Genomic DNA, 25,287 nt, shown 5'->3' with positions numbered 1-25,287 from the left:
CCCCGCACCAATTCATGTCAATGCGGATGGCATGACGCCTCGTCACGGGGCTTCCGCATGCACCATGGCTACACATCATTCTGAGTCATGCGTGCGAGAAAACTAATGGTTTGTTCGCCGAATCTCGCCTGCATAGACTGCTCACCAGCCGCGATACAAAGACATCGCCGCAGCCATATTCACGACAGACGGTTAGGAGAAGGTAGCTATGCCAGGACGCATCAATTCGATCGCATTGAAGGCTGCGGTACTGTGTTCCGCATTGGGGATTGCCGTTGGAGCGCAGGCCGCGCCGACGGTGTCGGACGGCGTCGTCAAGATCGGCGTGCTGACCGATCTGTCGGGACCATTCTCCGACTGGTCCGGCAACGGCTCGGTCGTCGCAACGAAGATGGCCGTAGAAGACGCAGGCAGCCAGGTGCTCGGCAAACCAGTGCAGGTTGTCTCCGCCGACCACCAGAACAAGACCGACATCGGGCTTGGCATTGCCCGCAAATGGTATGAGCAGGAAAAGGTGGATGCGATCTTCGACATCTCGAACTCATCCGTGGCGCTGGCCGTCATGGGGCTTACGAAGGAAAAGGACAAGATCGTCGTGCTCGGCGGTGTCAGCACGCCACGCGTGACCGGCGATGCCTGTACGCCCAACAGCATCCAGTACATCTATGACGCCAACGCGCTGTCCAATGTCGTGGGCAAGGCGCTCACGCAGCAGGGCGGCAATAGCTGGTACTTCATCACGGTGGACTTCGCCTTTGGCCTTGGCCTGGAGAAGGCGACCTCGGAAGTGGTCGAGAAATCCGGTGCCAAGGTGCTTGGCTCCGTGAGGCATCCATTGAACACTACGGACTTCTCGCAATACCTGCTCAAGGCGCAGGCTTCGGGGGCAAAGGTCATCGGCCTGGCGAATGCGGGCACCGATACCATCAATGCCATCAAGGGCTCGAACGAGTTCGGCATCGCAGCCGGTGGCAAGCAGCGCGTGGCCTCGCTCCTCACATTCATCACCGACGTGCAGAGCATGGGACTGGAGCAGGCGCAGGGGCTGATCCTCAGCACTCCGTTCTACTGGGACAACGACGACGAGAGCCGCAAGTTCTCCAAACGCTTCTTCGAGAAGACCAAGCGCATGCCGACGATGGTTCAGGCGGGCATGTACTCGGCCGTGCGGCACTACCTGCAGAGTATCGCGGCAAGCGGCACGGATGACACGAAGATTGTCATGGCAAAGATGAAGAGCACGCCGGTCAATGACTTCTTCGCCCGGAACGGTCATATCCGCGCCGATGGTCTCCATGTTCATGACATGTACCTGATGCAGGTGAAAAAGCCCGCCGAATCCAAGGCGCCCTGGGACTACTATCGCCACGTCGCCACGGTGTCCGCGGCGAACGCATTCTCGCCAATGGCCGCCAACAGTGCCTGCGCCAGCGCGAAGTGAGCCAATCAGAGGAGTCATCGCCATCATGAATATCCGGGCGTTATACCGCTATCCCGTCAAGGGCCTTTCCGCAGAGAGCCTGCCAGGCGTTGATCTGCAGGAAGCCCAGGGGTTTCCCATGGACCGTGCATACGCCGTCACTGACGGCTCGCTCGACTTCGACGAGCATCGCCCCGTACCGGCACCCAAGACGCAGTTCCTGATGCTGGCCAAGTACGAGAAGCTGGCAAGACTCGGGACCAGCTTCCTCGAGGCATCCAAAGAACTGGAAGTCTCGGTCGACGGCACATCGCAGCGGTATGACCTGGCCAACGGAGCAGACCGGGAAAGGCTGGCTACCTTCCTGCAGTCATTCCTTGGCGTGCCACTGCCCGGCACGCCCCGTGTAGTCAGCGCCACCGGCCACCAGTTCACAGATGTCAGCGTTCACTCGGTGGCCTTGATGCGCAGCATCTCGTTGATCAATCTCGATACCGTGGCTGATCTCGGCAAGCACCTGGGCAAGACGCTCAACCCGCTGCGTTTTCGCGCCAATCTCTATTTCGATGGCACGCCGGCGTGGTCGGAGATGGAGTGGGTGGGGCGGCACCTGACGATCGGAGAGGTAATGTTGAAGGTCGTCCGGCGCACGAAGCGCTGTGCCGCGACCAGCGTGGATCCGGTGACCGGGAGCCGTGACATGAACTTGCCGCTGTCCTTGCGGGAATATGCCGATCATGGCGACCTTGGTGTCTACGCTGAAGTTGTCCGCGGCGGGCAGATCAAGCCGGGAGATGCCATCCAGCTTGGGGATGCGTGATGGAAGCAGTCGCATCTGAACGCTCCCCATGGGCCCTCGAAACCAGAAACCTAGGCAAGGAGTTCGTGGGCTTCAAGGCTGTCACGGACGTCAATCTCAAGGTCAGGCGCGGCACGATTCACGCGCTGATCGGGCCTAACGGCGCCGGCAAGACGACGATGTTCAATCTCTTGACGCGCTTCACGCCATCGACCACCGGCTCGATACTCCTCGATGGCCGCGACATCACCGGAGATCCGCCAGCCAAGGTCGCTCGCGCGGGCATGATCCGGTCCTTCCAGATCTCGGCCATCTTTCCCGAACTGACCGTGCTCGACAACGTGAAGATCGCGCTGCAAGCCAAGCACGGCCTCGCCCACAAGGCCCTGGCTGGTTCCGGTGCGACACGACATCTCGACGAGCCTGCCATGGCCCTGCTAGACCAGTTGGGGCTCGCCGGATCGGCCAGCCTTGTCGCGCGCGATCTGCCATATGGCCAGCGGCGCAGCGTGGAGCTTGCCACAACGCTGGCGATGGACCCGCGCGTGATGCTTCTCGACGAGCCGACCCAGGGCATGGGTGTGGAGGACGTCGAGGCCGTCGCTGCCCTGATCCGCAAGGTCGCCGTCAACCGCACCGTGGTGATCGTGGAGCACAACCTCAAGGTCGTCGCGTCATTGTCCGACCAGGTGACCGTTCTTGCCCGTGGCAGCGTGCTCGCCGAAGGCAGCTACGCCGATATCTCAAAGGACTCACGGGTCCTGACCGCTTACATCGGGGCCGATCATGCAGGCTAATCAGGTATACGCGCTGCGCGTCGCCAATCTCAACGCGTATTACGGCGACTCCCACATCCTGCACGGCGTGGAGTTCTTCGCGCGCGCCGGAGAGGTGGTCACCTTGCTCGGCCGCAACGGCTCGGGTCGGACGACCACGTTGCGGGCGATCATGGGGCTCACCGGCCGACGCGGCGGCACGATCGAGATTGGCGGCGCCAATGCGGCAGGCGTGGCGCCCCACGAGATCGCCAGACTTGGCATTGGCTATTGCCCCGAGGAGCGCGGCATCTTCAGTTGCCTTTCCACGGAGGAGAACCTGCTGCTGCCGCCGGTCGTCGCGGAGGGTGGCCTCTCCGTCGGCGAGATCTATGAACTCTTCCCGAACCTGCGCGAACGCCGGCGCAGCCCGGGCGGCCGTCTCTCTGGCGGTGAGCAGCAAATGCTCGCACTCGCGCGGATCCTGCGCACCGGAGCGCGCACGCTGCTGCTCGACGAGATCACCGAGGGCCTGGCGCCTGTCATCGTCCAGGCGCTCGAGTCAGCCGTCATGAAGCTCAAGGAGCGCCATTTCACCATCGTTCTCGCGGAACAGAACTTTGGCTTTGCACGCCGCGTCGCAGATCGGCATTACGTGCTCGAGCATGGCAAGACCGTCATGACAGTGGCAGCCGGCGACGTGGAGCGCCGCCGCGAGGAACTGGAATCCAGGTTGGGAGTTTGAAATGATGATCATCCTCAGTCAGCTATTTCTCGGCCTTATTAATGGCTGCTTCTACGCCGTGCTCAGCCTGGGCCTGGCGATCATCTTCGGCATGCTCAACATCGTCAACTTCGCCCACGGCGCGTTGTATATGCTTGGTGCCTTCTTCGGATGGATTTGCCTGACGCAATTGGGCACGTGGACGGGCGTCGAAGGCCTGAGCCTCAACTACTGGTGGGCGCTGTTGGTTGTGCCGATCGTTGTCGGCGCGCTCGGTATGGTCTTCGAGCGTGTGTTCCTACGGCGCCTGCGCCAGGTCGACCCGGTCTACGGAATGCTGCTGACATTCGGGTTCGCACTCGTTCTCGAGGGGCTGTTCCGCAACTACTTCGGGGTCTCCGGCCAGCCGTACGCATTGCCGGCGCAGTTCCGGGGCGCCGTCGACGTTGGGTTCATGTTTGTGCCCAAGTATCGTCTCTGGGTGGTTGTGGCATCGTTGGTGGTTTGCGCCGCAGTCTGGTACTTCATCGAACGTACCCGGCTGGGGAGCTATCTGCGTGCCGGCACGGAGAACGCTGCCATTGCACAGGCACTTGGGATCAACGTCCCGCTGCTCGTGTCTCTTACCTATGGGGTGGGTGTTGCGCTGGCTGCCCTGACCGGCGTATTGGCCGCACCGATTCTGCAGGTCAGTTCCGGCATGGGATCGGAACTGAACATCATCATCTTTGCGGTGGTCGTGGTGGGTGGAATGGGGTCCATCGGCGGCGCCATTCTGACCGGCCTGGGTCTCGGACTTCTGGAGGCGGTCGTTACGATCATCTATCCGGAAGCGGCCGCAATCGTGATCTTCGTCATCATGTCCGTCGTGCTGCTGTTCAAGCCTGCCGGACTCTTCGGGAAAGAAGCATGAACACGCGACGCATCTCGCTGCTCGCCCTCGTGGCCTTTGGTCTGGCGGGACCCTGGATCGGTATCTATCCGACCTTCCTGATGAAGTTCTGGTGCTTCGCGCTGTTCGCTTGCGCCTTCAATCTGCTCGCAGGCTACGGTGGGCTCATGTCCTTCGGACATGCGGCGTTTTTCGGTGGAGGTGCCTATTTCGGCGGCTATCTGATGAAGTCGCTCGGTCTTCCGAATCTGCTCGGGATCGCGGCAGGGGGCATATTTGGCGCACTCATCGGCTGCGCGATCGGCTTCCTGGCCGTGCGAAGGAAGGGCATCTATTTCTCGATGGTGACGCTGGCGCTCGCGCAGATGGTCTACTTCCTGGCCGTGCAGCTTCCGGCAACCGGGGGGGAAGATGGGCTGCAGGGCATTCCGCGCGGAGAGATCCTCCATGTGCTGAACCTCGCCGACAACACCCATCTCTACTATGTGGTGTTTGCCGTGTTCCTGGCCGGCTTCCTGCTGATCTTGCGCATCATCGACTCGCCGTTCGGACAGGCGCTGCAGTCCATCCGGCAAAACGAGCCGCGAGCCATCTCGCTGGGCTACGACGTGCAAAAGTACAAGCTGGCGGCCTTCGTCATCTCCGCTGCGCTGGCCGGCGTGGCGGGTGCTACCAAGGGCATCGTATTCCAGCTTGCTTCTTTGACGGATGTGCACTGGACGATGTCCGGGGAAATCATCCTGATGACGCTTCTCGGTGGCATCGGCACGCTGTACGGCCCGATTCTGGGGGCGCTGCTGGTCGTCGCATTGGAGAACCAGCTTGCCAGCACTGCGGGCTCCTGGGGGCAGGTCATTCTCGGCATCGTCTTCATGCTTTGCGTCAGCGGGTTCCGCCAGGGAATCGTCGGCACGGTTGCAGGGTGGTGGCGACGCGTGCGTCCCGGTCCTGCGACGCGTGCGTGCCCGCGTACGAGCCAAAGCCATTCATGACCCAACATGTTCTTCGGCCAGTCAGACACCGAAATGAAATCCACACAGAATAGATTGATCGCGCAGGTTCAGCGCGTCCGCATGCTGAGTCCCAACGTCAATGAGTACGAACTGGCGCTCTCCGACGGAGGCCTGCCGGAACCCTACGCGGCGGGCGCCCATATTGATGTCTTCCTGCCGCAGCATGGCGCCAGGCAGTATTCGCTCATCCGGCCATGGCGGCAGGGCGCGCCGCTCGTGATCGCCGTGCAACGGGAGCGCAATGGACGAGGGGGCTCTGGTTGGATCCACGAGCACCTGCGCACCGGCGCCGTCGTCGAGATCGGCCAGCCACGCAATCTGTTTGCCCTGACGCCTGGTAGTGCGCGTCGAATCCTGATTGCGGGCGGCATCGGTCTGACACCGCTGCTTTGTATGGCGCAGGAACTGCTGGACCGTGGCGATCCGTTCGAATTGGTCGTCTGCGCGCGCGACGAAAGCCGGTTGATTTATGCCGGTGAACTGCTCAACGCACCGCTGGCCAACCATGTCCGATTCGTCCTCGACAATGGGAAGCCCGAGCACGGTCTCGATGCACGCGCGCTGCTGGCCGCCGCCGCGCCGGGCACGCAAGTCTATTGCTGTGGTCCCAACTCCCTGATGGACGCCGTCCGCGCAGCCGGAAGTCACGGCGCGAACCTCGATCTTCATTTTGAGGCCTTCGGGGCAATGTCGAACGCTCCGGTCAAGGCCGACGTCAATCAAGCGCCGTTCGAGGTGGCCTGCCGCCTCAGTGATATCACCGTGCAGGTTCAACCAGACAAGTCGATTCTCGATGCATTGGTGGATGCTGGCGTGGAGGTCGATCACTCATGCAAGGAAGGCTGGTGCGGTACGTGTCTGACGCGCTGGAGCGAGGGGACCCCGATTCATCGGGATACCTGCCTGTCGGAAGAGGATCGCGGCCGCTATGTGGCCGTCTGCACCGCGCGTTGTGGTGATGGCGGCCGGCTGGTGCTGGATATTTGAACGAGATTGACCTGGGAGTCGTAGAGCATGACCAAGAACATCACATGTGCGTTTGGCGTGGACGTGGATGCTGTGGCCGGCTGGATTGGTACATTCGGCGGCGCCGATTCGCCTCATGACATTTCACGCGGAGTATTCGCGGGGGAGGTGGGCAGCCTGCGTCTGCTTGACCTGTTTGACCAGTACGATCTCAAGACCACGTGGTTCATCCCGGGGCACTCGATCGAGACCTTCCCGCGCGAAATGGCGATGGTGGCAGACCGTGGTCACGAGGTGGGTCTGCATGGCTACACGCATGAAAATCCGCTGGCGATGTCGCCGACGCAGGAGGCCGATGTTCTCGACAAATGCATCGATCTGATCCATGGCCTGACCGGCAGGAAGCCTGTCGGCTATGCAGCTCCCTGGTGGGAACTGAGCGCCCGTACGCCTGATCTGCTGCTGGAGCGGGGGATCCTCTACGATCACAGCATGATGCATCGCGATTTCTCGTGCTATAGGCTCCGCACGGGCGACCAGTGGACCCCCATCGACTACCGGCAGCCCGCCTCATCTTGGATGAAGCCGCTGGTCCGCGGCAAGGTGTCGCGCCTGATCGAGATCCCAGTGAGCTGGTATCTCGACGATCTGCCTCCGATGATGTTCATCAAGAAGGCGCCCAACAGCCATGGCTTCATGAATCCGCGTGACATCGAGGAGCTTTGGCGGGAGCAGTTCGACTGGGTCTACGAGAATATGGATGACGCCGTCTTCACCTTTTGCCTGCATCCGGATGTCGCAGGCCGTCCGCAGGTACTGCGCATGCTGTCGCGCCTCATCGAACACATGCTGCGCCATACGGGAGTGCATTTCACCACACTGGAGGCTATTGCACGGGAATTCGATGCAAGGAATCCGTTCCAGTGCGAAGTCGCTTAGGCTGACGGGGCGACGAGCCGGACCGTCGGGTGACCGGCAGGACGGGACCATCGTAACGGGGAATTCGATCATCTGCCGACGGGGGCGGAATGTCTGCTAAGCGGTTGGCTACGGCCTTCCCCGTTCCTGCCTTGAACGTTGCCTTTTCGGCCAAGTCGGCTGTCCGGCGATGTGAGGGCGGATGGCCGAGATTGGCCGGTATGCGTCGGCCAACCCGCCGACCTCGAATGCCCCCGTCTCGGCCCTTTTCCTCATCCGCCTGCCATGCGCCGGAGATCCACCAGCCGGTCGAACGTCTCGCCGTCCAGCAGCCCGAGCGCAATGGCCGCCTCGCGCGGCGTGATCCCATTCGCTGTGGCGTGGCGGGTGATGCGGGCGGCCGTGTCGTACCCCAGCTCCGGGTTCAGCGCGGTCACGGCCAGCAGCGGGCTTTCGAGCTGGCGTGCCAGCCGCTCCCGGGCCGGCTGCAGGCCGGGAAGCAGGCGGCGCGCGACCATGTCGGCGCTGTCTGCCAGCAATCGGATCGACTGCAGCACGTTGTAGATCAGCACCGGCTTCGCCACGTTCAGCTCGAAGTTGCCGGAGGCGGCCGCCATCGTCACCGTCACGTGATTGCCTGCGACCTGCATTGCCGCCTGCACCATGACCTCGGCGATGGTCGGGTTGCGCTTGCCGGGCATGATCGATGACGTCAGGCCATCTTCCGGCAGCACCAGCTCCCCCAGGCCGCAGTGGGGGCCGGAGCCCATCCAGCGCAGGTCGTTGGCGATCTTGATGAGCGACACCGCGATCACGTTAAGTACGCCTGACAGCTCCAGCAGCGCGTCGTGCGCCGCCATCCCCTCGACCTTGCAGGGGTTGGGCCGGAACGCCAGCCCGCTGAGCCGGGCGGCTTCCTCGCAGAAGGCGGCGTCGAAGCCAGGCGGCGCGTTGAGGCCGGTGCCGGCCGCCGTGCCGCCTTGCGGCAGCACCAGCAGGCGCGGCATGGCGTCATGAACGCGTGCCAGCGCGTTGCCGACCTGCGCCGCAAAGCCGTCGAAGGTCTGGCCCAGAGTCGTGGGGACGGCATCCATCAGGTGCGTGCGCGCGATCTTCAGCACGTCGGCGAAGGCGATGGCGCGTTCCTGCAGGCTGGCGCGCAGGCGTTCGAGGGCCGGAGCCAGCCGGTCGTCCAGTTCGATGGCGGCGGTCATGTGCATGACCGAGGGAAAGCTGTCGTTGGATGACTGCGAGGCGTTGACGTGGTCGTTCGGATGGACGGGCGACTTCGTGCCCAGCGGCCGGCCCAGGCATTCGTTGGCCCGGTTCGCAATGACCTCGTTGGCGTTCATGTTGGTCTGCGTGCCGGAGCCGGTTTGCCAGATGGTCAGCGGGAAGTGGTCGTCGAACCGGCCGCTGCGCAGCTCGGCGGCAGCCGCGACGATGGCCTCGCCGAGCCGGGCGTCGAGTACGCTGCAGCGCATGTTCGCATGGGCAGCGGCCATCTTGTGCAGGCCGAATGCGTGGAGCAGGCATTCGGGGAAGCGCTCCTCGCCGACCTCGAATATGGCCAGGGCGCGCTGCGTCTGCGCGCCCCAGTACCGGTCCGCCGGAATGTCCACCGGACCGAAGGCGTCATGTTCTATACGGTGCGTTGCCATTGTCAGTCCAGCGAGATATTGGCCTTCGCGGCGACCGCTTTCCAGCGCACCACCTCGGCCTCGGTGTGCTTGCCGAGGGCCACTGCCGTGTACTGCTCCGGTGGCAGCATCTGGATCGCCTGTGCATGGCGGGCGAAGGCCGGGATGTTCTTCATGGGTTGTCTCCTCTGTCGTCCTCGGGGTCCGGCTCAGGCCGCGGTCGCGCGCTTTATCGGGATACCGGACGAATGCGGGTTGGCGGCGTCGGCGTCCTCGCCCAGCAGGGTGCCGTCGTCGAGCGCGGCGTCGGCGGCGGCGATGTCGGGGTAGCGCTCGGGATAGAGGTGGCGCTTCGCGGTTTCCGCGTCGAAGGTGCCCGACCACTTGGCCACGACCACGGTCGCCACGCTGTTGCCGATGGTGTTGCACGTCGAGATGGCCATCGACAGGAAGCGGTACACGCCGAAGATCACCGCCAGCCCTTCCACCGGCAGCATCCCGGTGGACGTCACCGTGGCAGCGAACACCACGAACGACCCGCCCGACACCGTGGCCGCGCCTTTAGACGTCAGCAGCATGAGTACCAGGATCCCGAGCTGATGGTCCAGCGTCAGCGGCACCCCGTAGGCATGCGAGATGAACATCACGCCCATGGCCATGAAGATCGAGGTGCCGTCGAGGTTGAACGCATAGCCGGTCGGCAGCACCAGGCCGACGGTCTGCTTGGCGCAGCCCAGGCGCTGGAGCTTGATCAGCAGGCGCGGCAGCGCGCTCTCCGACGACGCCGTGCCAAGCACGATCAGGATCTCGTCCTTGATATAGCGCAGGAAGCGCCACAGGCTCAAGCCCGCCACTTTCGCGACGATGCCGAGTACCACGGCGATGAACAGCACCACCACCGCATAGAAGCTCACCACGAACTGCGCCAGCGCGACCAGCACGGAGGCGCCGTTGCTGCCCACCGAGTACGCCACCGCGCCGAAGGTGCCGATCGGCGCCAGCTTCATCACCAGGTTGATGAACGAGAACAGGACTTCCGAGATGGAGTCGAGGCCGTCGTTGATCTTCGCCCGGCGGCTCTCGGGAATGGCGAGGATGCCGATGCCCACCATTACCGCCAGCACAACCACCTGCAGCAACTCGCCCTTGGCGAAGGCGCCGACGAAGTTGTCGGGCACGATGTGCATCATGAACTCGAGGAAACCCTGCGGTGCGGCGGTCTTGGCCGCGACCGGCGTGGCGGCGCTGCCGGCGACGTGCGACATGCCCTTGCCGATCTCCAGCAGGTTGCCGGCGAACATGCCGACCACCAGCGCGATGGTGGAGATCACCTCGAAATACAGGATCGACCGCCAGCCCACGCGCCCGGCGCTCTTCACGTCCCCCGCCGAGGCGATGCCGTGGACGATGGTCAGAAACACCAGCGGCGCCACGCCGGCCTTGATCAGTGACAGGAACATGTCACCCAGCAGCTTGAGCTGCGAGGCGAACTTTGGAAACGCGAAGCCCACGGCGATGCCGAGGATCAGCGAGACGAGCACCTGCATGCCGAGCTTGCGGTACCAGGGCAGTCGCGGGGCCACAGGCGGTGCGGGCGGAACAGCGGGAGTATGGATGGTTTCGTTGTGCATGATGTCTTCCTCCACCGTGGGCCTGTGTCAGGCTACTTTGCGGGACAATTCGAGGGCGCGGTCGACCATTTGCGGTGCGAGGCCGAGATAGTTCGCCGGGTCGGTCATGCGCTCGATGGCGGCGCGGTCGAAGTGCTTCGTGACTTCTGGCAGCGCGGCGAGCGCGTCGGCCAGCGTGCCGCCGCTCTCGTTGACGGCGCGGCAGGCGTCGTAGACCACATCGTGGGCCTGCTGACGGCCGATGTACGGGGCCATGCCCATCATCACGGCCTCGGCCACGATCAGGCCGCGCGAGATGCCGAGGTTGTGCTGCATGCGGGCTTCGTCGACGATCAGCCCGCCCAGCGCGAACTTCGCCTGGTGCAGCGCGCCCGAGGTGAGGATGAAGCTCTCCGGAATGGCGATCCATTCGGCGTGCCAGGGACCGGTGGCACGCTCGAAGTCCTGCACCATCGCGTCGACCATCAGGCCCGCGTGCTGGCGCACCGCCTTCGAGGCTGCGAGCATCAGTTCACTTGAGATCGGGTTGCGCTTCTGCGGCATGGTGCTGCTCGCGCCGCGTCCCTTGACGAAGGGCTCGTAGACTTCGGCGAATTCCGTCGAGGCCATGATCATGATGTCGAGCGCGATCTTGCCCAGCGAACCGGTGACCAGCGCTAGCAGGTTGACCGCCTCGGCGAAGCCATCGCGCGCCACGTGCCAGGTGGTGGCGGGCACGCCCAGGCCTAGCTCGGCGGCCAGCGCCTCTTGCACCGCAAAGCCCTTGTTGTCGCCTTGTCCGCCCAGCGACGCCAGCGTGCCGGCCGCGCCGGCGAACTCCACCACCGCCACGCGCGGGCGCAGTTCGGCGATACGCTGCTGGTGGCGGTCGAACATGGCCAGCCAGATGGCGGTCTTGTAGCCGAACGTCACCGGCAGCGCCTGCTGCAGGTGGGTGCGGCCGGCCATCGGCGTGTTGCGGTGCCTGGCCGAGAGATCGGCGAGAATGGCGCGCAGCTCGCGGATGTCGGCGTCGATGCTGTCGAGCGCGTCGCGCACCTGGAGTGCCACGGCGGTGTCCATGATGTCCTGCGTGGTGGCGCCCCAGTGCACGTAGCGTCCGGCCTCCCCGCACATTGCCACGAGCTGGTGCACGAGCGGCAGGATCGGGTAGCCGACGATGTCGGTTTCCTCGCGCATGTGGTCGAAGTCGATGCGCTCGATGCGCGATTCGCGGGCAATGGCCTCGGCCGCCTCCGCCGGGATCACGCCTGCCCGGGCCTCGGCCTTGGCCAGCGCGACCTCGACGTCGATATAGCGCTGCACCAGCGCACCGTCGGAGAAGATCTGGCGCATCTTCTTCGTGCCAAAGGCGTCGCGGAAGAGGGCGGAGTCGACAACGGTGCTGGCGGCGGGGATCGCAGGAATGGAGTAGGTGGACATGGTGCTACCTTGTGGTGGTGAGTCGGGTTCGTTAATATGTTCGAACATATCCAGCATTAGATATGTTCGAACATATTTAGCAAATGCGTGTTTACCCGGTCTCACGGAAATGTGATGCAATCGATCCAAATGAGTAAAACCAATTCGGCAGAGATCACCAGGCAACTTCTGGACGGGATCGCCACCGGGCGCTTCCCGGTCGGCACGCTGCTGCCAACGGAATTCGAGCTGTGCGAGCAGTTCAACGCCAGCCGCTACACCATTCGCGCGGTGCTGCAGGAGTTGCAGGAGCAGGGGCTGGTGTCGCGGCGGAAGAACGTGGGCACGCGCGTGGAGGCGTCGCGGCCCAAGGCCGTGTTCCGGCCCACGCTGGCGTCGGTGGATGACCTCGTGCAGTTCGGTGCGGAGCACCTGCGCCTGGTGCAGTCGGTGGAAAAGGTGAAGGTGGCCGGAGGCGTGGCGCGCGAGATCGGCTGCGCGGACGGGACCACGTGGCTACGCATCTCGAGCGTGCGCCTGAACGATGGTCGCGATGGCCGCGCCGATGTGCCGATAGCCTGGACAGATGTCTATATCGACCCCGCCTACACGGACATTGGCGACATGGTGCGCGCGTCGCCGGACTCACTGGTCAGCACGCTGATCGAGTCGCGCTACGGGCGGCAGATCGCCGAGATCGAGCAGGACGTAAGCGCGTCGACCCTCGCCGACGAAACCGTGGCGAAGGCGCTGAGGCTCGAACCGGGTGCGTCGGTATTGAAAATCGTCCGGCGCTATCTGGACGCCGACGGGCAGACCTTCGAGGTTACGGCGACGGTGCATCCGGCGGACAGCTTTTCAGTGTCGATGCGGTTGAAGCGTGCCACTTCGTAGGGCGAATGCTGCTTTGGGCGGGGAGCGACCTTTGCATCTTCGGTTTGGGTGGCGCTTCCCCTCTCGGTCACTCGAGCGCGCTGTACCGTGAGGACGGCTTCCAAAGTACAACGGCCATTCGTCCAGTTTCGGTGTTTCCGTCTCGAGGCATCGGGTACCCAGCGACTCGGTGCCGGAGCAACTCGCTTGGGCCTTCATCGAGGCAGCCGGCATCGCTCTGCGTAGCTGCCCGCCGGCCAGACGCGTCTATGAACGCAAGAAAGCTCGGCGCATGCCTGTCGTCGCGATGAAGGCGCTCGCGCACAAGCTTGCGCGTGCAGCCTATTACATACTTCGCGACGGGAAGCCCTTCGAGGCAACGAAATGCTTCGGTTAGCTGACGACTCAATGCTTGAGAGTTCCCCTGAAACACGTATTAGTGTGCTGGAAGCAGATGGTTCTCATACCGAAGGCAGCGGGGCAATGTTTGACAATTGCTGTCGGAACCAAACCTATCCGCGCGCGAACTCACGCCTTGGTATTCAAGGTGCAACGAAAGGACGCACCTTGAATACCAAGTGTCATCACTTGCCACTCGATTTGACGGCGTCGAGAATGACTTTGGCAACATCATTCGGACGCGACTGCTGAGGGACGTGGCTCGTCGGCAAGGTTGTGACCTTGGCACCAATCTTCTTCGCCATGGCAAGCTCCAGCTCCGGCTGGATCATGCGATCTTTCTGGCTGACGATGTACCAGGATGGCTTGGTCATCCAGGCTGCTGTGCTGACTTTCTCGCCAAATGCCTTCGACTGAATCGGGCCCTGTGTGGCTGCCATGATGCGGGCTTGGGCTGTTGGCACGTCCTGGGCGAAATCTTCCGCGAGCGCGTTAGCCGGGAGTGTCAGATAACCCTCGGAGTCTGCGACAAGCTTCGTGATGCCGGGCGCTGGCGGGTAACCTTTACCAGCTTCCTCGGTCGACTGGCCGGCGCTGGGGGCGAATGCGGCGACGTACACCAACGATGCCACCTTATCGCTATTGCCGGCCTCGGTAATTACAGTGCCGCCCCACGAGTGTCCAACGAGCACAACTTTGCCTGGCTGGTTATTGATGGCGCGTCGCGTTGCGGCGACGTCCTCGCCAAGCGAGTTCAGTCCGTTCTGGACCGCCTGCACTTTGATACCTTTGGCCTGCAACAGGGGAATAACCTTCGCCCAGTCGGAGCCATCCGCGAATGCCCCATGCACGATAACGACGGAAGGCTTGGTTTCGACGTTGGTGGCGGACATGGCAACCCCGCTTGCCGCCACGCTCAAGACGCCCAGTGCAAGGGCGATTGCGTTAAGATTCAGCATCATTTTTCTCCAATTGGTTTCACGGCAACTGTGCGTGACAGCGTGAGTTTGCGAATTTCTGCTGCAGGTGGGCATCGGGCGAATAGCCGACCCCGAAAGCGGTGAGCGGGGGCCAGTTGCGAGCAGGCGCCGTTCTCGACACTATCTGTTTCCGTATGCAAGATTCCATCAATGTCCCAGTCAACGACGGCGTCCTGGCGTGTTAAACAGGGGCCATGGCCTCTGTTTTAAGTGTCGATAGTCGATGGCGATTCGCTGCGAGCGCTGCACTGTATTCCATGATCCGTGCTGTCTCGTTGCAAACATGCGCCCCCAGGAATCGCTCCAGCAAGTAGAGAGTCGTATCGATGCCAAGTGTTACGCCACCGCCCGTCACGATATCGCCTTCATCCACGACGAGCGCCTCGACAGCGTCTGTCGTCGAGCAAAGACGTCCCATCGTAGTGATGGGACGCTCCTCCGGGCTCGCTACAGGCGCCTTGGTTGTCGCGCGTTTGCCATCGAGTAGCCCCGATGCTCCGAGAATCATCGCCCCAGTGCAGACGCTCGAGATGACCTCGCCCCGAGCATGGCGATGCTTGAGGAACGCGTGCATTTTCGTGTTCTCGAGTTCATTGCGCCAACCTGGTCCGCCCGTTACGACAATGACGTCAGCCACAGGGGCGTCAGCAAATGAGAAATCGGTCTGGACACGCAGTCCGTTTTGCAGCTCCACCTGGCCGCCATTCTCAGACACGGTGAAGTAGGACAGCTTGTCTGTCACACGCTTGGCCATCGAAAGGGTGCCGACAACGGCTAGATCGATGGGCTCAACATGGGGATATAAGACGACGGCAACGCGCATGGGTGTCTCCTGTTGGTAGGTTTCCTAATTTTAGGAGAAGTTTCCCAACAGTCAACATAAGTTGACTTACTCAGCTTTCGGTTCTGAGGGTTCCGTAACCACGACGATGGCCTGTGCGTCGCCTTCGAGGGCGCGGCCCCGATGAGGTGTGCCAGATTCGAAATACAGGCTGTCGCCGGCTTCCAGAACGTAGCGCTGGAGTTTGCCGTTTAGCTTGAACTCGAATTCCACCTTGCCAGAAAGCAAGAAGACGAACTCTTCTCCAGTGTGCTCGAAGAAAAAGTCCAGATCGGTTGCTGAGGGGAATGTGAACATGAACGGATCCATCAGCTTGTGCTGCCTCTTATGGGCGAGGCTCACGTAGTCATATCCATAGGCGCTTCCGCCACGAACAACGGGCTTCCGTTCCCAGTGATGGACTACCGAAACAGGGCGATCGACCTCTTCGATGGCCGTGGTCTCTGCCTGAGCAGGATCCGTGAAGAAATAGCTAAGCTCCATGCCCATGGCCCGCGCGATACGGGCGAGCGAGCCGATGGGAGGGGCCTTCTTGCCATTCTCAATCTTGGAAAGGTATCCCTTGGTGAAGCCGGATTTCTCGGCTAGTGCATCCAGGGTAAGGCCGTGCTCTATCCGTGCCATGCGCAATCGCTGGCACACGATTTCTTCGTCATCCAGTCCTGCGCTGGTGTTCTGCGGCGCCTGCGCGGAGACTCGGGGAACTGGGGCAGGGGGCGTGTTTCTCTGGAAGGCTTTTGCCGACATGGCTCGCAAATCCGGTCGTCCGTTCAAGGGAGGATTCAGGAAACGTATAGTTTCCTACGGAAGATTGTATGCGGATTTGCGAGCCGGCCCAAAATGGCTGCCCCTTATCTGGGGAGACCTCTTGCTCAGGAGTCGTAAAGATTGTCGCGATGGGTTTCGGGGCTAGCCGCCGTGGCTATCAGCGTCACGATTCCAAGTACAGCAATCATGATGGCTACGCCGACAAAATGTCCCTGCCTGGCAAGCAGAGCCGTGGCCAACATGGGGGCTAGCCCGCCGCCGATGCCGGCGGCGACCTGGCATCCAAGTGACGAGCCGCTGTAGCGAATTTTGGTGCCAAAGAGCTCGGGCAGCAGTGCGGCCTGTGGTCCATACATCGATCCGTGGCCCAGGTTCATGCAGAGTGCCACAGCTAGGGCGATCACGACGGGATTGCCAGTCTGGATGCCTAGAAAGAGCGGATACGCTGCAGCGATGGTAAAGAGCGAGCCCAAGAAATAGAGCGGGCGGCGTCCCCACCGGTCAGATAGCCAGCCAAACAGTGGAATCGTGAAGAGCTCCAGAGCCGCACCCAGCAATACGCCATCCAGGATGACCGCCTTGGGAAGGTGCAGAACCGTCGTGCCGTAGACCACTACGAACACGGTCAGAATGTAGACCCAGGCAACCTCACAGACCTTCAGTCCAATGCTGATGAGCAGGTTGCGCCGATGCTTGGTAAGAACCTCGAAGAGCGGAATCTTTGGACTTTCCTGCCCATCGCCGGATGCCGCAGCAAACACGGGCGATTCAGTTACCTTGAGTCGGATGTAGAAACCCAGCACCACGAGTACAGCACTGAGCAGGAATGGAATGCGCCATCCCCATGCCAGGAAATCTGCATCGGGCATGCGCGATAGATAGGCAAAGATTCCAGTAGACGCGAGCATCCCCAGCGGGAAACCCATCTGCACCAGACTTCCGTAGAAGCCACGCTTGTCGCGCGGCGAGTGCTCGATGACCATCAGTGCGGCTCCGCCCCATTCACCGCCGATTCCGATGCCTTGGACAATGCGCAGCAGAATCAGCAGCGCGGGCGCCCAGATGCCCATTTGTGCGTACGTAGGCAGCAATCCAATGGAAAACGTGCCGCCACCCATGAGAAACATGGTGGTCATTAGCATTGTCTTCCGTCCAATCTTGTCGCCGAAATGACCGAAGATCACACCGCCCAAGGGCCGGGCGATGAACCCCACGGCAAACGATCCAAGTGCTGCAAGGGTGCCCATCAAAGGGTCTAGCGCGGGAAAGAAGAGCTTGTTGAATACGAGCGCCGCTGCCGTACCGTAAAGCAAAAAATCGTACCACTCGACCATGGTGCCGATGACACTTGCCGTCACCACCTTCCCCATGCTGTTGGTGCTGCTTGTCGGGTGGGCCGTGGGGGCTAGTCCGGCCGCATCGGAATTGTAGATGTCCATTCCTTGTCTCCTGTTCGTCGTAGCCTGAGGCCACTGGGTTTCCTTTGCCTGCGCGTTGATGTTAGACAAAAAGGAAACTTATTCAACCAAACAAGGGTAAACGAGGGAAACATAAGAGTATAAAACGGTACATCTATTACAAATAGTGGCCTGCAGGTTGACTGTAGGGAAACATCGGACTACATTGATCCACAGCGGCATCGCAGACTTTGTGTGCGCGCTCTTCCCATCTTCCATACCAAGGAGACAAGTCATGACAACTCAGACCGAGAACAAGCACTTTGTCGAGCGCCTCAAAGGCAAACTGGAACCGACCGCCGGCGGATCCGTCTATATCGATCCGAACACGCTCGAATGGGAACCGTCCCAGTTCGAGAAGATCTCCATGAAGGTCTTGTATCGCAATGACGAAGCGGGCGAGATGACGGTGCTGCTGAAGTGGGAACCGGGTGCGGTCCTGCCTTTCCATAAGCATCCGGAGATCGAGCAGAGCTATGTCCTGGAAGGGTCCTTTTACGACCACGACGGCATCTGCCGCGCCGGCCAATTCGTTTGGCGGCAACCCGGTTCGCTGCATGAGACGCGATCGGATGAAGGCTGCCTCTTGCTTGCTGTCTATCGCAAGCCCAATGTGTTCTTCGGTACGGCGGGCTTCCGCAAGGCGTCCTGAAGTCGGTTGAGGACAGGGCGATCCAGGTGGATAGCCCTCATAGCTTCATCGGAGGAAACCATGACGTATGTCGTCACCGAGCCCTGTATCAATTGCCGCCACGGAGACTGCATCGAAGTTTGTCCGGTTCAGGCTTTCCACCAGGGACCAAACTTCATGGTCATCGATGCCGAGGTGTGTATTAACTGCTCAATCTGCGAGGTCGTATGTCCGGTGTCTGCCATCAAGAGCGACTTTGATTTGGCACCTCACGAGGTAGAGTTTGTCGAAATCAATCGCCGCATGGCAGAGCAATGGCCTGTAGTCACGACTGCATCGCAGCCCCTTCCCGACGCCGAGGTCTGGGCATCCAGGAGCGACAAGAGAAGCCTCTTGAAGCTATGAGATTCATGGCCGCGCGCCAACTCGACCATGAGTAACAGGCAATGTCAGAGGAAAAGTGAGTTGAGCTGTGCACCGCAAGCGGCATCTGCGAACCCGTCAAACCGTCCACTAGCCAAGGATTGCGCAGCCCGCATGAAGCCACCCCATGCGGCCCTCGCCAATGCGCCGCCGACGCTGATGCGCCGTACGCCCAGGGCGGCGAAGTCATTCATTGTGAATTCAGCGTTCGAGCCCACCAGCACATTGACGGGCTTCGGCGCGACTGCTGCGACTACGCGGCGATCTGCTCTCGCGTCTTTATTCCCGGTGCGTAGAGACAGTCGGCGCCAGCCGCCGCATATGACTTGAGTCGCGTGAGCGTGGCTTCTGTTCGAGGTCGCCGGTGCTGGCCAGCGGCACCTGTGTCAGCAATCCGGTATCCAGCCCCTGTGCGATGGCGGCCACGCCCGCCAGTACCGGCACACCCAGGGCATGGCAAACCACTCGCCGGCGCTAAGCGAGCGCTTCATCACGGCAAAAGACGCGCCCACCAATCAGCAGCGCCAGCGCGAGCGACGTAGCAGCTCCAGCCGCGTAGGCGAGCAACAATAGGGTGGTCTGGACGCTGGCCCCGTTGAGGGCCGCACCCGTGAGCAGCAGCCCCAGAATGGGGCCCGCGCGTGGTGCCCACAGCAGCCCGGTAGCGACCCCCAGACCCGCCGCCGAGAGCACCGAATCGTTCTCGCTTTCGCTGTGCCGGGTGAGCTTGCTGCCGAGGGCCACGAGCGGCCGGCTGATCCATTCGGCAACCTGGTTGGAAAGCAAGGTAAGGCCAAGCACGGCGAGCACGGCCAGGGCGACGATGCGGCCGTACTGGTTGGCGCGGACGGCCCAGCCGCCGCCAATGGCGGCCAGCGTGGCGACCACAGCGAAGGTGAGTGCCATGCCCATCAGCATGGGCAGTCCATTGCGCGCGAACGGGCGGTCTGCCCGCGCGAATACGAAAGGCAGCACCGGCAGGATGCACGGACTAAGGATGGTCAATACACCCCCGAGGTAGGCAAGGATCAGTAAAAGCATGAAGGCAACCTCCGCGGCAGGTTCGTGGTGCTGATCGCACGGCCCCGCGCTTGGGTTATGTCCCAGCGTGCGCGAGGCCATGGGGGGCATGCCGACTGGCCACGGTGTCAGCCTTCGGGCCGGAGTGGGCACCCTCACTGGGTTGATCAGCGGTCAATTCGCCTGATTCGCAGCCGTTTCGATCACTCGAGCAACCGTGGCTGGCTGAGAGATGAAGACAGCGTGGCTTGCGTTGACTTCGGTTACCTTGGCACCCGACCGTTGATACATCCAGCGCTGAAGCTGAGGGCTCACTACGTGGTCCTGGGTGGTCAGAATGGCGTAGCTAGGCTTGTTCCGCCATGCCGCGACGGACACAGGTGCCCCCAGGGCTTTCTCAGCGAGTTGCTGCTGCGAGTCCGCCAGGAATTGCGCGTCCGCCGGTGAGACATCCGATGCATAGGTCTCGCGGAATTTCGCTGGGGGGAGGAAGAAGAACTTGTCTGGAGTCGCTCGCATGGCATCGTTGGGCGGAGCGAACTTTGACAGCAGTTGACCGCTGGCTTCCCCTGCATCGGGTTGGAGTGCGGCGACATAGACGAGCATTTTGACCTTGGGGTCGACGCCTGCGCCCGTGATCACGGAGCCGCCATAGCTATGGCCGACCAGCACGACAGGCCCCTTCTGCTGATCAATAGCGCGCTTGGTGGCGTCGATGTCCTCGGTGAGGCCAGTGAGCGGCTCTTGCACCATGGTCACGTGGTAACCATCCTTGGACAGGATGTCGTAAACGGCCCGCCAGCCCGAGCCATCCACCAGTGCGCCGTGGACGATAACGATATCTTTCTCTTTCGCAGCCGGCTTTGACTCGGCGTGAGCCATCGCACCGCCCATGGCGATCATGATGGCAATCGCAAACTTCTTTTGCAGCGTAAACATTTGAATCTCCAGGTTCTATGGACAGGACGTCAGACCAGCTTGTTCTTCATGGCCAGAACGTCGAACTGCTCGACCGAAGGCGGGCATGCCAGCATCTCGTCGACCCGCGCCATCAGGGTCTGGGCCATGTTGCCGACGAGGTGTGCCTGGCGATCCTCTTCACTCGCAAAGGCGTCGAACACGCCGAACGTGGCCGGCGATAGCCTGAGGGCGAACCAGATCGGCGTGGTCGTCTCCCGATTTGTCATTTCCAGGCCGGCGGCAAGAAAGTCCGCTACCGCCTGCTCTTTTCCCGGCTTGGCCTCAAGCCGGACAAATAGTGCTTTCCTGATCATCTTCGTTTCTCCAGTGTCCGCGTGCGGGAGGCTCGCGTTGAGGGGGGACTTTACAAACGGAGCGCGCTGGGAAACACTGACCGGATTGACAACTTTGATATCAATGCTGCCATGCGAGTTTCTGTTCTCGCGCTGGAAGGCGTGTTCGATACCGGCCTCACCTCCGTCCTCGATGCCTTGACGACAGCCAACAAACTTGCGCACGCAACAGGGATGGCCACGCCGGGCTTCGAAATCACCGTGGTGGGTGTGCGGCCACAAGTACGCACGGCACTTGGGCTGCAGGTGCCCGTCCGCGATATCGCGGACGCCCCCCGCCCGGATTGGGTCATCGTACCGGCGCTCGGCGCAATCACGGCCGATCAGCTCGTGCCTGCGCTTGGCCAGGACGACGTGTTCGATGCGTTGGGCGCTTTGCGTACGTGGCAGAATGCCGGCGCCCGCATTGCAGCCGCTTGTACGGGTACGTTTGTGCTGGCAGAAAGCGGCATGCTCAATGGATACGAAGCAACGACGACCTGGTGGCTTACACCGTTGTTCCGGCAGCGCTACCCGGACGTGCACCTGGATGCGAATCGAATCATCGTCCCCAGCGGCGCAACGGTGACGGCAGGGGCCGCGCTCAGCCATCTCGACCTTGCGCTCTGGTTGATCCGCAATAACAGCCCTGAGCTTGCAGCGCTCGTTGCCAGGTACCTCGTATTCGATACGCGACTGTCGCAGTCCGCCTATGCGATCACCGATCACCTCAGCCATTCGGACCCGCTGGTCGAGCGTTTCGACCGCTGGGTGCGCGACCACCTCGACACGGCGATCACGCTCGATTCGGCCGCCGAAGCGCTGGCAACCAGCAAGCGGACATTGACGCGACGCCTGAATGAAGTGCTCGGCAAGACGCCGATCGAATACATTCAAACGCTGCGGATCGAGCGTGCCGTTCATTTGCTGAAGACCAGCAAAGACAGCGTCGATCGAATCGCCGAGCAGGTTGGCTACGCGGATGGGGTGACGCTGCGCACGCTGCTGCGCCGGAGACTGGGCAAGGGCGTACGTGAACTGCGCGCATCCTGACGATTGTTGGCAAAAGGTACGTACGGGAGTAGTGCGATCCTTTTCACTGTACGCAGCGAACAACTGGCTCAGGGATCGGACGCATCGCTAGCCACTGCCGGCGCTGCTTACTGCGTTGCAGCCTCGGCGCAGAATGCCACGGATATTGTCCGTCCCGCGGCGATCCCGCGTGGATGGATTCGAATTTGGCTTGATTGGTCATGCCGGAACCGCTAGTGCGGCCAGATGCCGCAGCGGCTCAGCGGGTTGAGGACGTCGGCTTGGCGGGGGGCTTCACGATCCCACAATGGGCTGGTGGCTGCCTTCACACTGGAGCACGCGAATAAATATTACAAGTGACTGAATTTGGGTTGACCGGATCGGCTGATGGGCCGTCCGACGCGATCCGGGCACGAATGTCCGTTCTTTGATGCGAAGCGGCCGCTTGAATGGCCAACCGAGCCCGAAAGCGAACGGCACAAGCTGGGCCGATGAACGGCCGGTCGCAGGGAGCCACCACAACGACAGCAACTGTCCGGGAAGCGGACATCCAACGCATGTGTCTGCCAAGCTCAGGTCAGTTCCCGTGCGCACCATATGTACGCATGTTCTCCATCCAGCGGGCACGTCTCCTCTCGTTGGCAAAGGTAAGCCCATAGAGGTTCTCGCGGATCGGCTTGATCCCGGCGAAACTCAGCATACTGCGCTCGAAGCCGCGGACTCCGTATGCGCCAAAGTACCAGCGATACAGCAGCGCCGGCATTCCCATGGTCACGACGATGCGTGCCGAGCGGCCAGCGAGCAGTCGTCTGGGGAACCCTTTCTTCTTGTAATCCATGGCAAAGCCGGGCCGAAAGATGTGTTCGAGAAAACCCTTGAACAGCGCCGGCATGGTTCCGTGCCATAGCGGAAAAAGAAAGACCCAATGCTCTGCCCAGCGCATGTCTTGCCTTGGCTGCTCCAAAGCAGGAGGCACTGTGCCAGTCTCGAACTCAGCCTGCGTGCGAAGCAGCGAGAAGTCGAGCTTCGCCACCTCGATGCGCCGTACGTCGTGTCCCGCCGTGGTCGCGCCTTGAGCGTAGGCGTCGGCCAGTGCATGCAGCAAATGATGGCCCGACGGGTCTGGATGCCCCTGGATGATCACGATGCGCCTGGACATGCTGCGGGCGAAGCTGTTGGGGAGACCAGCGGTACAACGCGCTAATGCACGCCGTGCCAGAGCGCAAGCCTCCCGGCCAACGGATCGTCTACGACGGCAGACGGCGTATCGAAGCGCATCGTTGACCTGTGGACCGGATTGTAGGTAGGCCAGCCGCAATCGCCATTGACGGCGAACGCAACCCAGGCCCCGTGCATTGCGTCGGCGAGCGACTGTGGCGGTGTTGGCCCGACGAGCGCCTCCGTGCCGGGGCCCAGAGTATCGAAGACGAATGGTATCTCCACCCCATGCGCCGCGCCCAGACGACCTCCCAACTGTGGCGAGCGCCAGGCGAACTCATACATGTACGTCGAAGCCCAGGCATTCGCCGCGTGGGCGTCCGCGAGTCGAACGGCAGGGATGCGCCAGTACCAGTCCGTCTGGATCTCCGAGAACAGGTCACCGGCGGTGGCCGCAGGATGGGCTGCGCGGTAGCCGATCAAGCCCTCGGCCGACAGGCCGTAGGCCGCCACCATCGCTAGCAGTGATGCCTCGGTGATGCGATCTATGGCTCCGCCGGGGACCAGGAAAAGCTGGGTCTCCTCGGTATTCGAGCCGACCAACAGTGCTGTGTTCGCGGCTGCTCCCGCGCGAATGGCGTCGATCGGGGGGGCAGGAAGAATTGCTCCATCGACCGTGGGCGCCCACGGGAGGCTGCTAAGCGCAACCTCTCCCCAGAAGGCCGGGTCCGGATCCGCAATCAGTTCCTCGCGCAATTGCGCCTGGGCCTGGAGAACCTGCCCGGGCGTGGTCGAGGCAATCGCCTCTCTGGCGGCGTCGACTTTCAGGAGAGTCGCCAGCCTGCGGCCAATGCGTTCCGCCGTGGCGGCAGAAGTGACATGCGGTGTGTTCCCGCTTTCCACGATTGCCCGCCGAAACAGCCCTTGCGCGCGTGGCACGGTAAGGAGGGTTGCGACGCTCATCCCGCCGGCCGACTGCCCGAAAATGGTGACCTGACCTGGATCCCCGCCAAATGCATCAATGTTCTGCTGCACCCACTCGAGCGCGGCGATCTGGTCAAGGAGCCCGAGATTGGAAAGACCGTCGCCCAGATACAGGAAGCCCTCCGCGCCCACCCTGTAGTTGATAGTGACGCACACCACCCCGTCGCGCGCGAAGCGGCGGCCGTCATAGATAGGGGTCGCCCCGGTTGCATGGAACTCGAACATCCCACCAGGAATCCAGACCAACACCGGGCGCCCGGGTGCTCCGAGTTCGGGCGTCCAGATGTTGAGCGTCAGGCAGTCCTCGCCTTCGCCAACGAGTTCTCCGAGTGCTTCCGCGATGCCGGGCGGGTACGCAACCTGTGGCGACTTCGGCCCAAACGAGAGCGCATCCCGGACGCCACTCCAGGGTGCTGCGGACTGCGGCCGTCGCAGTCTGTTAATGCCGAACGGTGGGGCAGCATATGGGATGCCCTTGAACGCATAGACGCCGTCACGCCGGAGGCCTCGCAGCTTGCCAAGACGGGTTTCGACAATCGGGTACATAGCCGGCTCCCCCGAAAGGTGGGTACTTGGATGAATAGTAATGAAGGGCCGTGGGTGCTTTGCGCTGGATCAAGGGCAAGCGAGTCCTGGATGTCGCCGCCCCGAGATTGGCAGCGCTCCAATTGCTGAGGATCACCGACCGCTTCACGACCGGGAACTGCCCTTCGCGCCGTCGTGGGTCGAAGGGTGGTTTGTCGGCCGTGTCGGTCATCGGCAATCCGAGACCGGCTGACTCAAACTGTTCGGACGGATGCCCGCCGCGAAACTGCGGCGGTCCCAGATCGACCCCGTTGCAGCCATACAACTTGTCATAACCTCGGAGGCCAGTTTCTGGTTGAGCGGCCGTTCGCTGAGCGATCGCGCTTGGCACAAGCGATTCCGTTGCGGCCACGCTGGTGGTGTTCGGGGCAAGTTGCCAATGCGCAATCCCGCGCGTGCGCCCGGACAGGGGCAAGAGAAGGGATTCTATTGCCTGGCGCAAGGTTTGTTCGCCAATAGCTGAAGTACTTCTCCAATGGCACCACTGGCCGACTCTGCTTCGCTTCTATACTGAGATTACGATAGTGCGAGACTCGCGCTCGACGGTGGTGCACGCCAATAGCGGGAATCGAGACCTTGATCCTGGCTATTGATCTTTCCGTAAATCATGACATCACCACAACGTTGCCTGAACCCAGCACGCGGCGATGATCGAAGGTCGGTGCTGAGCGCTCTTGAGTTTGTT

24 protein-coding genes and 3 pseudogenes are annotated in these 25,287 nt (G+C 62.0%); 13 read left to right on the top strand and 14 right to left on the bottom strand.

All coding sequences use genetic code 11. From position 1 onward, the window contains the following. Positions 1-208 precede the first annotated feature (208 nt). Genes RM96_RS26865 through RM96_RS26830 form a run of 8 tightly spaced genes read left to right on the top strand, consistent with a single transcriptional unit; the run spans position 209 to position 7,508 of the window. Positions 209-1,441, top strand: coding sequence for an ABC transporter substrate-binding protein (locus tag RM96_RS26865; RefSeq protein ID WP_039014781.1), 1,233 nt, complete (start codon positions 209-211; stop codon positions 1,439-1,441). Positions 1,442-1,466: 25 nt separating this feature from the next. Further along, positions 1,467-2,240, top strand: a complete 774-nt coding sequence (locus tag RM96_RS26860) for an MOSC domain-containing protein (protein ID WP_039014780.1) — start codon at positions 1,467-1,469, stop codon at positions 2,238-2,240. Next, entirely contained in the window at positions 2,240-3,016 is a 777-nt protein-coding gene (locus RM96_RS26855) for an ABC transporter ATP-binding protein (RefSeq protein WP_039014779.1), read from the top strand. The genes RM96_RS26860 and RM96_RS26855 overlap by 1 nt, the downstream gene beginning before the upstream one ends. Continuing rightward, positions 3,006-3,719 (top strand): ABC transporter ATP-binding protein, encoded by a 714-nt coding sequence (locus RM96_RS26850; protein WP_039014778.1) that lies wholly within the window; start codon positions 3,006-3,008, stop codon positions 3,717-3,719. The genes RM96_RS26855 and RM96_RS26850 overlap by 11 nt, the downstream gene beginning before the upstream one ends. Before the next feature lies 1 nt (position 3,720). Continuing rightward, the gene (locus tag RM96_RS26845) at positions 3,721-4,611 is read left to right on the top strand and encodes a branched-chain amino acid ABC transporter permease (protein WP_039014777.1); all 891 of its coding nucleotides are present in this window, start codon (positions 3,721-3,723) and stop codon (positions 4,609-4,611) included. Continuing rightward, entirely contained in the window at positions 4,608-5,582 is a 975-nt protein-coding gene (locus RM96_RS26840) for a branched-chain amino acid ABC transporter permease (protein ID WP_052279765.1), read from the top strand. The genes RM96_RS26845 and RM96_RS26840 overlap by 4 nt, the downstream gene beginning before the upstream one ends. A 6-nt stretch (positions 5,583-5,588) precedes the next feature. After that, positions 5,589-6,590, top strand: coding sequence for a PDR/VanB family oxidoreductase (locus RM96_RS26835; RefSeq protein ID WP_082016720.1), 1,002 nt, complete (start codon positions 5,589-5,591; stop codon positions 6,588-6,590). Between the two features lie 27 nt (positions 6,591-6,617). Next, the gene (locus RM96_RS26830) at positions 6,618-7,508 is read left to right on the top strand and encodes a polysaccharide deacetylase family protein (protein ID WP_039014776.1); all 891 of its coding nucleotides are present in this window, start codon (positions 6,618-6,620) and stop codon (positions 7,506-7,508) included. Between the two features lie 251 nt (positions 7,509-7,759). Here the strand turns inward: RM96_RS26830 and RM96_RS26825 are convergent, their stop codons facing one another. The 4 genes from RM96_RS26825 to RM96_RS26815 are packed head-to-tail and all read right to left on the bottom strand — an operon-like array spanning position 7,760 to position 12,180. After that, on the bottom strand, positions 7,760-9,148 hold the full coding sequence (locus RM96_RS26825) for a class II fumarate hydratase (protein ID WP_052279763.1): 1,389 nt from the start codon (positions 9,146-9,148) through the stop codon (positions 7,760-7,762). Positions 9,149-9,150: 2 nt separating this feature from the next. After that, the gene (locus tag RM96_RS38925) at positions 9,151-9,303 is read right to left on the bottom strand and encodes a hypothetical protein (protein WP_238587421.1); all 153 of its coding nucleotides are present in this window, start codon (positions 9,301-9,303) and stop codon (positions 9,151-9,153) included. A gap of 33 nt (positions 9,304-9,336) precedes the next feature. Next, positions 9,337-10,758: a cation:dicarboxylate symporter family transporter gene (locus RM96_RS26820; protein WP_039014775.1), complete on the bottom strand. Its 1,422-nt coding sequence runs from the start codon at positions 10,756-10,758 to the stop codon at positions 9,337-9,339. A gap of 27 nt (positions 10,759-10,785) precedes the next feature. Next, positions 10,786-12,180 carry a class-II fumarase/aspartase family protein gene (locus RM96_RS26815; RefSeq protein WP_039014774.1) on the bottom strand — a complete coding sequence of 465 codons (1,395 nt, stop codon included), beginning with the start codon at positions 12,178-12,180 and terminating at the stop codon, positions 10,786-10,788. A gap of 129 nt (positions 12,181-12,309) precedes the next feature. Here RM96_RS26815 and RM96_RS26810 point away from each other — a divergent pair, with 129 nt between their 5' ends. Next, the gene (locus RM96_RS26810; protein WP_039014816.1) at positions 12,310-13,053 is read left to right on the top strand and encodes a GntR family transcriptional regulator; all 744 of its coding nucleotides are present in this window, start codon (positions 12,310-12,312) and stop codon (positions 13,051-13,053) included. A 181-nt stretch (positions 13,054-13,234) separates the two neighbouring features. Beyond that, positions 13,235-13,429, top strand: a pseudogene (locus RM96_RS40970) (IS110 family transposase); the annotation flags it as partial. Between the two features lie 187 nt (positions 13,430-13,616). Here the strand turns inward: RM96_RS40970 and RM96_RS26805 are convergent. The 4 genes from RM96_RS26805 to RM96_RS26790 form a co-directional block, all read right to left on the bottom strand. Further along, positions 13,617-14,393: an alpha/beta fold hydrolase gene (locus RM96_RS26805; protein WP_039014773.1), complete on the bottom strand. Its 777-nt coding sequence runs from the start codon at positions 14,391-14,393 to the stop codon at positions 13,617-13,619. A 199-nt stretch (positions 14,394-14,592) separates the two neighbouring features. Then, entirely contained in the window at positions 14,593-15,234 is a 642-nt protein-coding gene (locus RM96_RS26800) for a DJ-1/PfpI family protein (protein WP_039014772.1), read from the bottom strand. Positions 15,235-15,300: 66 nt separating this feature from the next. After that, positions 15,301-15,999 (bottom strand): helix-turn-helix domain-containing protein, encoded by a 699-nt coding sequence (locus RM96_RS26795; RefSeq protein WP_167471133.1) that lies wholly within the window; start codon positions 15,997-15,999, stop codon positions 15,301-15,303. Between the two features lie 125 nt (positions 16,000-16,124). Continuing rightward, positions 16,125-17,459, bottom strand: a complete 1,335-nt coding sequence (locus RM96_RS26790; RefSeq protein ID WP_039014771.1) for an MFS transporter — start codon at positions 17,457-17,459, stop codon at positions 16,125-16,127. A gap of 253 nt (positions 17,460-17,712) precedes the next feature. Here RM96_RS26790 and RM96_RS26785 point away from each other — a divergent pair, with 253 nt between their 5' ends. Beyond that, positions 17,713-18,129 (top strand): cupin domain-containing protein, encoded by a 417-nt coding sequence (locus RM96_RS26785; protein WP_052279761.1) that lies wholly within the window; start codon positions 17,713-17,715, stop codon positions 18,127-18,129. A gap of 60 nt (positions 18,130-18,189) precedes the next feature. Continuing rightward, a complete protein-coding gene (locus RM96_RS26780) occupies positions 18,190-18,513 on the top strand; it encodes a DUF3470 domain-containing protein (RefSeq protein WP_039014770.1) in 324 nt (107 codons plus the stop codon). 44 nt (positions 18,514-18,557) lie between these two features. On the opposite strand, the pseudogene RM96_RS37665 reads toward RM96_RS26780, so the two are convergent. From RM96_RS37665 to RM96_RS26765, 4 genes and pseudogenes are all read right to left on the bottom strand, one after another. After that, positions 18,558-18,868: pseudogene (locus RM96_RS37665) on the bottom strand (isocitrate lyase/phosphoenolpyruvate mutase family protein); the annotation flags it as partial. Positions 18,869-18,876: 8 nt separating this feature from the next. Further along, positions 18,877-19,572: pseudogene (locus RM96_RS26775) on the bottom strand (cytochrome c biogenesis CcdA family protein); the annotation flags it as partial. Positions 19,573-19,725: 153 nt separating this feature from the next. After that, complete coding sequence (locus RM96_RS26770; RefSeq protein WP_039014769.1) at positions 19,726-20,490, bottom strand: alpha/beta hydrolase; 765 nt, start codon at positions 20,488-20,490, stop codon at positions 19,726-19,728. Between the two features lie 29 nt (positions 20,491-20,519). Further along, a complete protein-coding gene (locus RM96_RS26765) occupies positions 20,520-20,825 on the bottom strand; it encodes a putative quinol monooxygenase (RefSeq protein WP_039014768.1) in 306 nt (101 codons plus the stop codon). Positions 20,826-20,936: 111 nt separating this feature from the next. On the opposite strand from RM96_RS26765, the gene RM96_RS26760 reads away from it, so the two are divergent. After that, positions 20,937-21,896 (top strand): GlxA family transcriptional regulator, encoded by a 960-nt coding sequence (locus RM96_RS26760; protein WP_039014767.1) that lies wholly within the window; start codon positions 20,937-20,939, stop codon positions 21,894-21,896. Between the two features lie 556 nt (positions 21,897-22,452). Here RM96_RS26760 and RM96_RS26755 read toward each other — a convergent pair. Together RM96_RS26755 and RM96_RS26750 are read right to left on the bottom strand one after the other, a co-directional pair. Next, positions 22,453-23,034, bottom strand: coding sequence for an NAD(P)H-dependent oxidoreductase (locus RM96_RS26755; RefSeq protein WP_039014766.1), 582 nt, complete (start codon positions 23,032-23,034; stop codon positions 22,453-22,455). A 41-nt stretch (positions 23,035-23,075) separates the two neighbouring features. Continuing rightward, a complete protein-coding gene (locus RM96_RS26750; RefSeq protein ID WP_039014765.1) occupies positions 23,076-24,563 on the bottom strand; it encodes a carboxylesterase/lipase family protein in 1,488 nt (495 codons plus the stop codon). Positions 24,564-25,287 lie beyond the last annotated feature (724 nt).

It is taken from the genome of Cupriavidus sp. IDO (assembly GCF_000812465.1).
Taxonomy (GTDB): domain Bacteria; phylum Pseudomonadota; class Gammaproteobacteria; order Burkholderiales; family Burkholderiaceae; genus Cupriavidus.
This window is presented reverse-complemented; position numbering and strand designations above follow the sequence as displayed.

Bases quoted from the DNA above. Each gene is read 5' to 3' on its own strand.
- RM96_RS26865 (WP_039014781.1), top strand. From the start codon at position 209: ATGCCAGGACGCATCAATTCGATCGCATTGAAGGCTGCGGTACTGTGT.
- RM96_RS26860 (WP_039014780.1), top strand. From the start codon at position 1,467: ATGAATATCCGGGCGTTATACCGCTATCCCGTCAAGGGCCTTTCCGCA.
- RM96_RS26855 (WP_039014779.1), top strand. From the start codon at position 2,240: ATGGAAGCAGTCGCATCTGAACGCTCCCCATGGGCCCTCGAAACCAGA.
- RM96_RS26850 (WP_039014778.1), top strand. From the start codon at position 3,006: ATGCAGGCTAATCAGGTATACGCGCTGCGCGTCGCCAATCTCAACGCG.
- RM96_RS26845 (WP_039014777.1), top strand. From the start codon at position 3,721: ATGATGATCATCCTCAGTCAGCTATTTCTCGGCCTTATTAATGGCTGC.
- RM96_RS26840 (WP_052279765.1), top strand. From the start codon at position 4,608: ATGAACACGCGACGCATCTCGCTGCTCGCCCTCGTGGCCTTTGGTCTG.
- RM96_RS26835 (WP_082016720.1), top strand. From the start codon at position 5,589: ATGTTCTTCGGCCAGTCAGACACCGAAATGAAATCCACACAGAATAGA.
- RM96_RS26830 (WP_039014776.1), top strand. From the start codon at position 6,618: ATGACCAAGAACATCACATGTGCGTTTGGCGTGGACGTGGATGCTGTG.
- RM96_RS26825 (WP_052279763.1), bottom strand. From the start codon at position 9,148: ATGGCAACGCACCGTATAGAACATGACGCCTTCGGTCCGGTGGACATT.
- RM96_RS38925 (WP_238587421.1), bottom strand. From the start codon at position 9,303: ATGAAGAACATCCCGGCCTTCGCCCGCCATGCACAGGCGATCCAGATG.
- RM96_RS26820 (WP_039014775.1), bottom strand. From the start codon at position 10,758: ATGCACAACGAAACCATCCATACTCCCGCTGTTCCGCCCGCACCGCCT.
- RM96_RS26815 (WP_039014774.1), bottom strand. From the start codon at position 12,180: ATGTCCACCTACTCCATTCCTGCGATCCCCGCCGCCAGCACCGTTGTC.
- RM96_RS26810 (WP_039014816.1), top strand. From the start codon at position 12,310: ATGAGTAAAACCAATTCGGCAGAGATCACCAGGCAACTTCTGGACGGG.
- RM96_RS26805 (WP_039014773.1), bottom strand. From the start codon at position 14,393: ATGATGCTGAATCTTAACGCAATCGCCCTTGCACTGGGCGTCTTGAGC.
- RM96_RS26800 (WP_039014772.1), bottom strand. From the start codon at position 15,234: ATGCGCGTTGCCGTCGTCTTATATCCCCATGTTGAGCCCATCGATCTA.
- RM96_RS26795 (WP_167471133.1), bottom strand. From the start codon at position 15,999: ATGTCGGCAAAAGCCTTCCAGAGAAACACGCCCCCTGCCCCAGTTCCC.
- RM96_RS26790 (WP_039014771.1), bottom strand. From the start codon at position 17,459: ATGGACATCTACAATTCCGATGCGGCCGGACTAGCCCCCACGGCCCAC.
- RM96_RS26785 (WP_052279761.1), top strand. From the start codon at position 17,713: ATGACAACTCAGACCGAGAACAAGCACTTTGTCGAGCGCCTCAAAGGC.
- RM96_RS26780 (WP_039014770.1), top strand. From the start codon at position 18,190: ATGACGTATGTCGTCACCGAGCCCTGTATCAATTGCCGCCACGGAGAC.
- RM96_RS26770 (WP_039014769.1), bottom strand. From the start codon at position 20,490: ATGTTTACGCTGCAAAAGAAGTTTGCGATTGCCATCATGATCGCCATG.
- RM96_RS26765 (WP_039014768.1), bottom strand. From the start codon at position 20,825: ATGATCAGGAAAGCACTATTTGTCCGGCTTGAGGCCAAGCCGGGAAAA.
- RM96_RS26760 (WP_039014767.1), top strand. From the start codon at position 20,937: ATGCGAGTTTCTGTTCTCGCGCTGGAAGGCGTGTTCGATACCGGCCTC.
- RM96_RS26755 (WP_039014766.1), bottom strand. From the start codon at position 23,034: ATGTCCAGGCGCATCGTGATCATCCAGGGGCATCCAGACCCGTCGGGC.
- RM96_RS26750 (WP_039014765.1), bottom strand. From the start codon at position 24,563: ATGTACCCGATTGTCGAAACCCGTCTTGGCAAGCTGCGAGGCCTCCGG.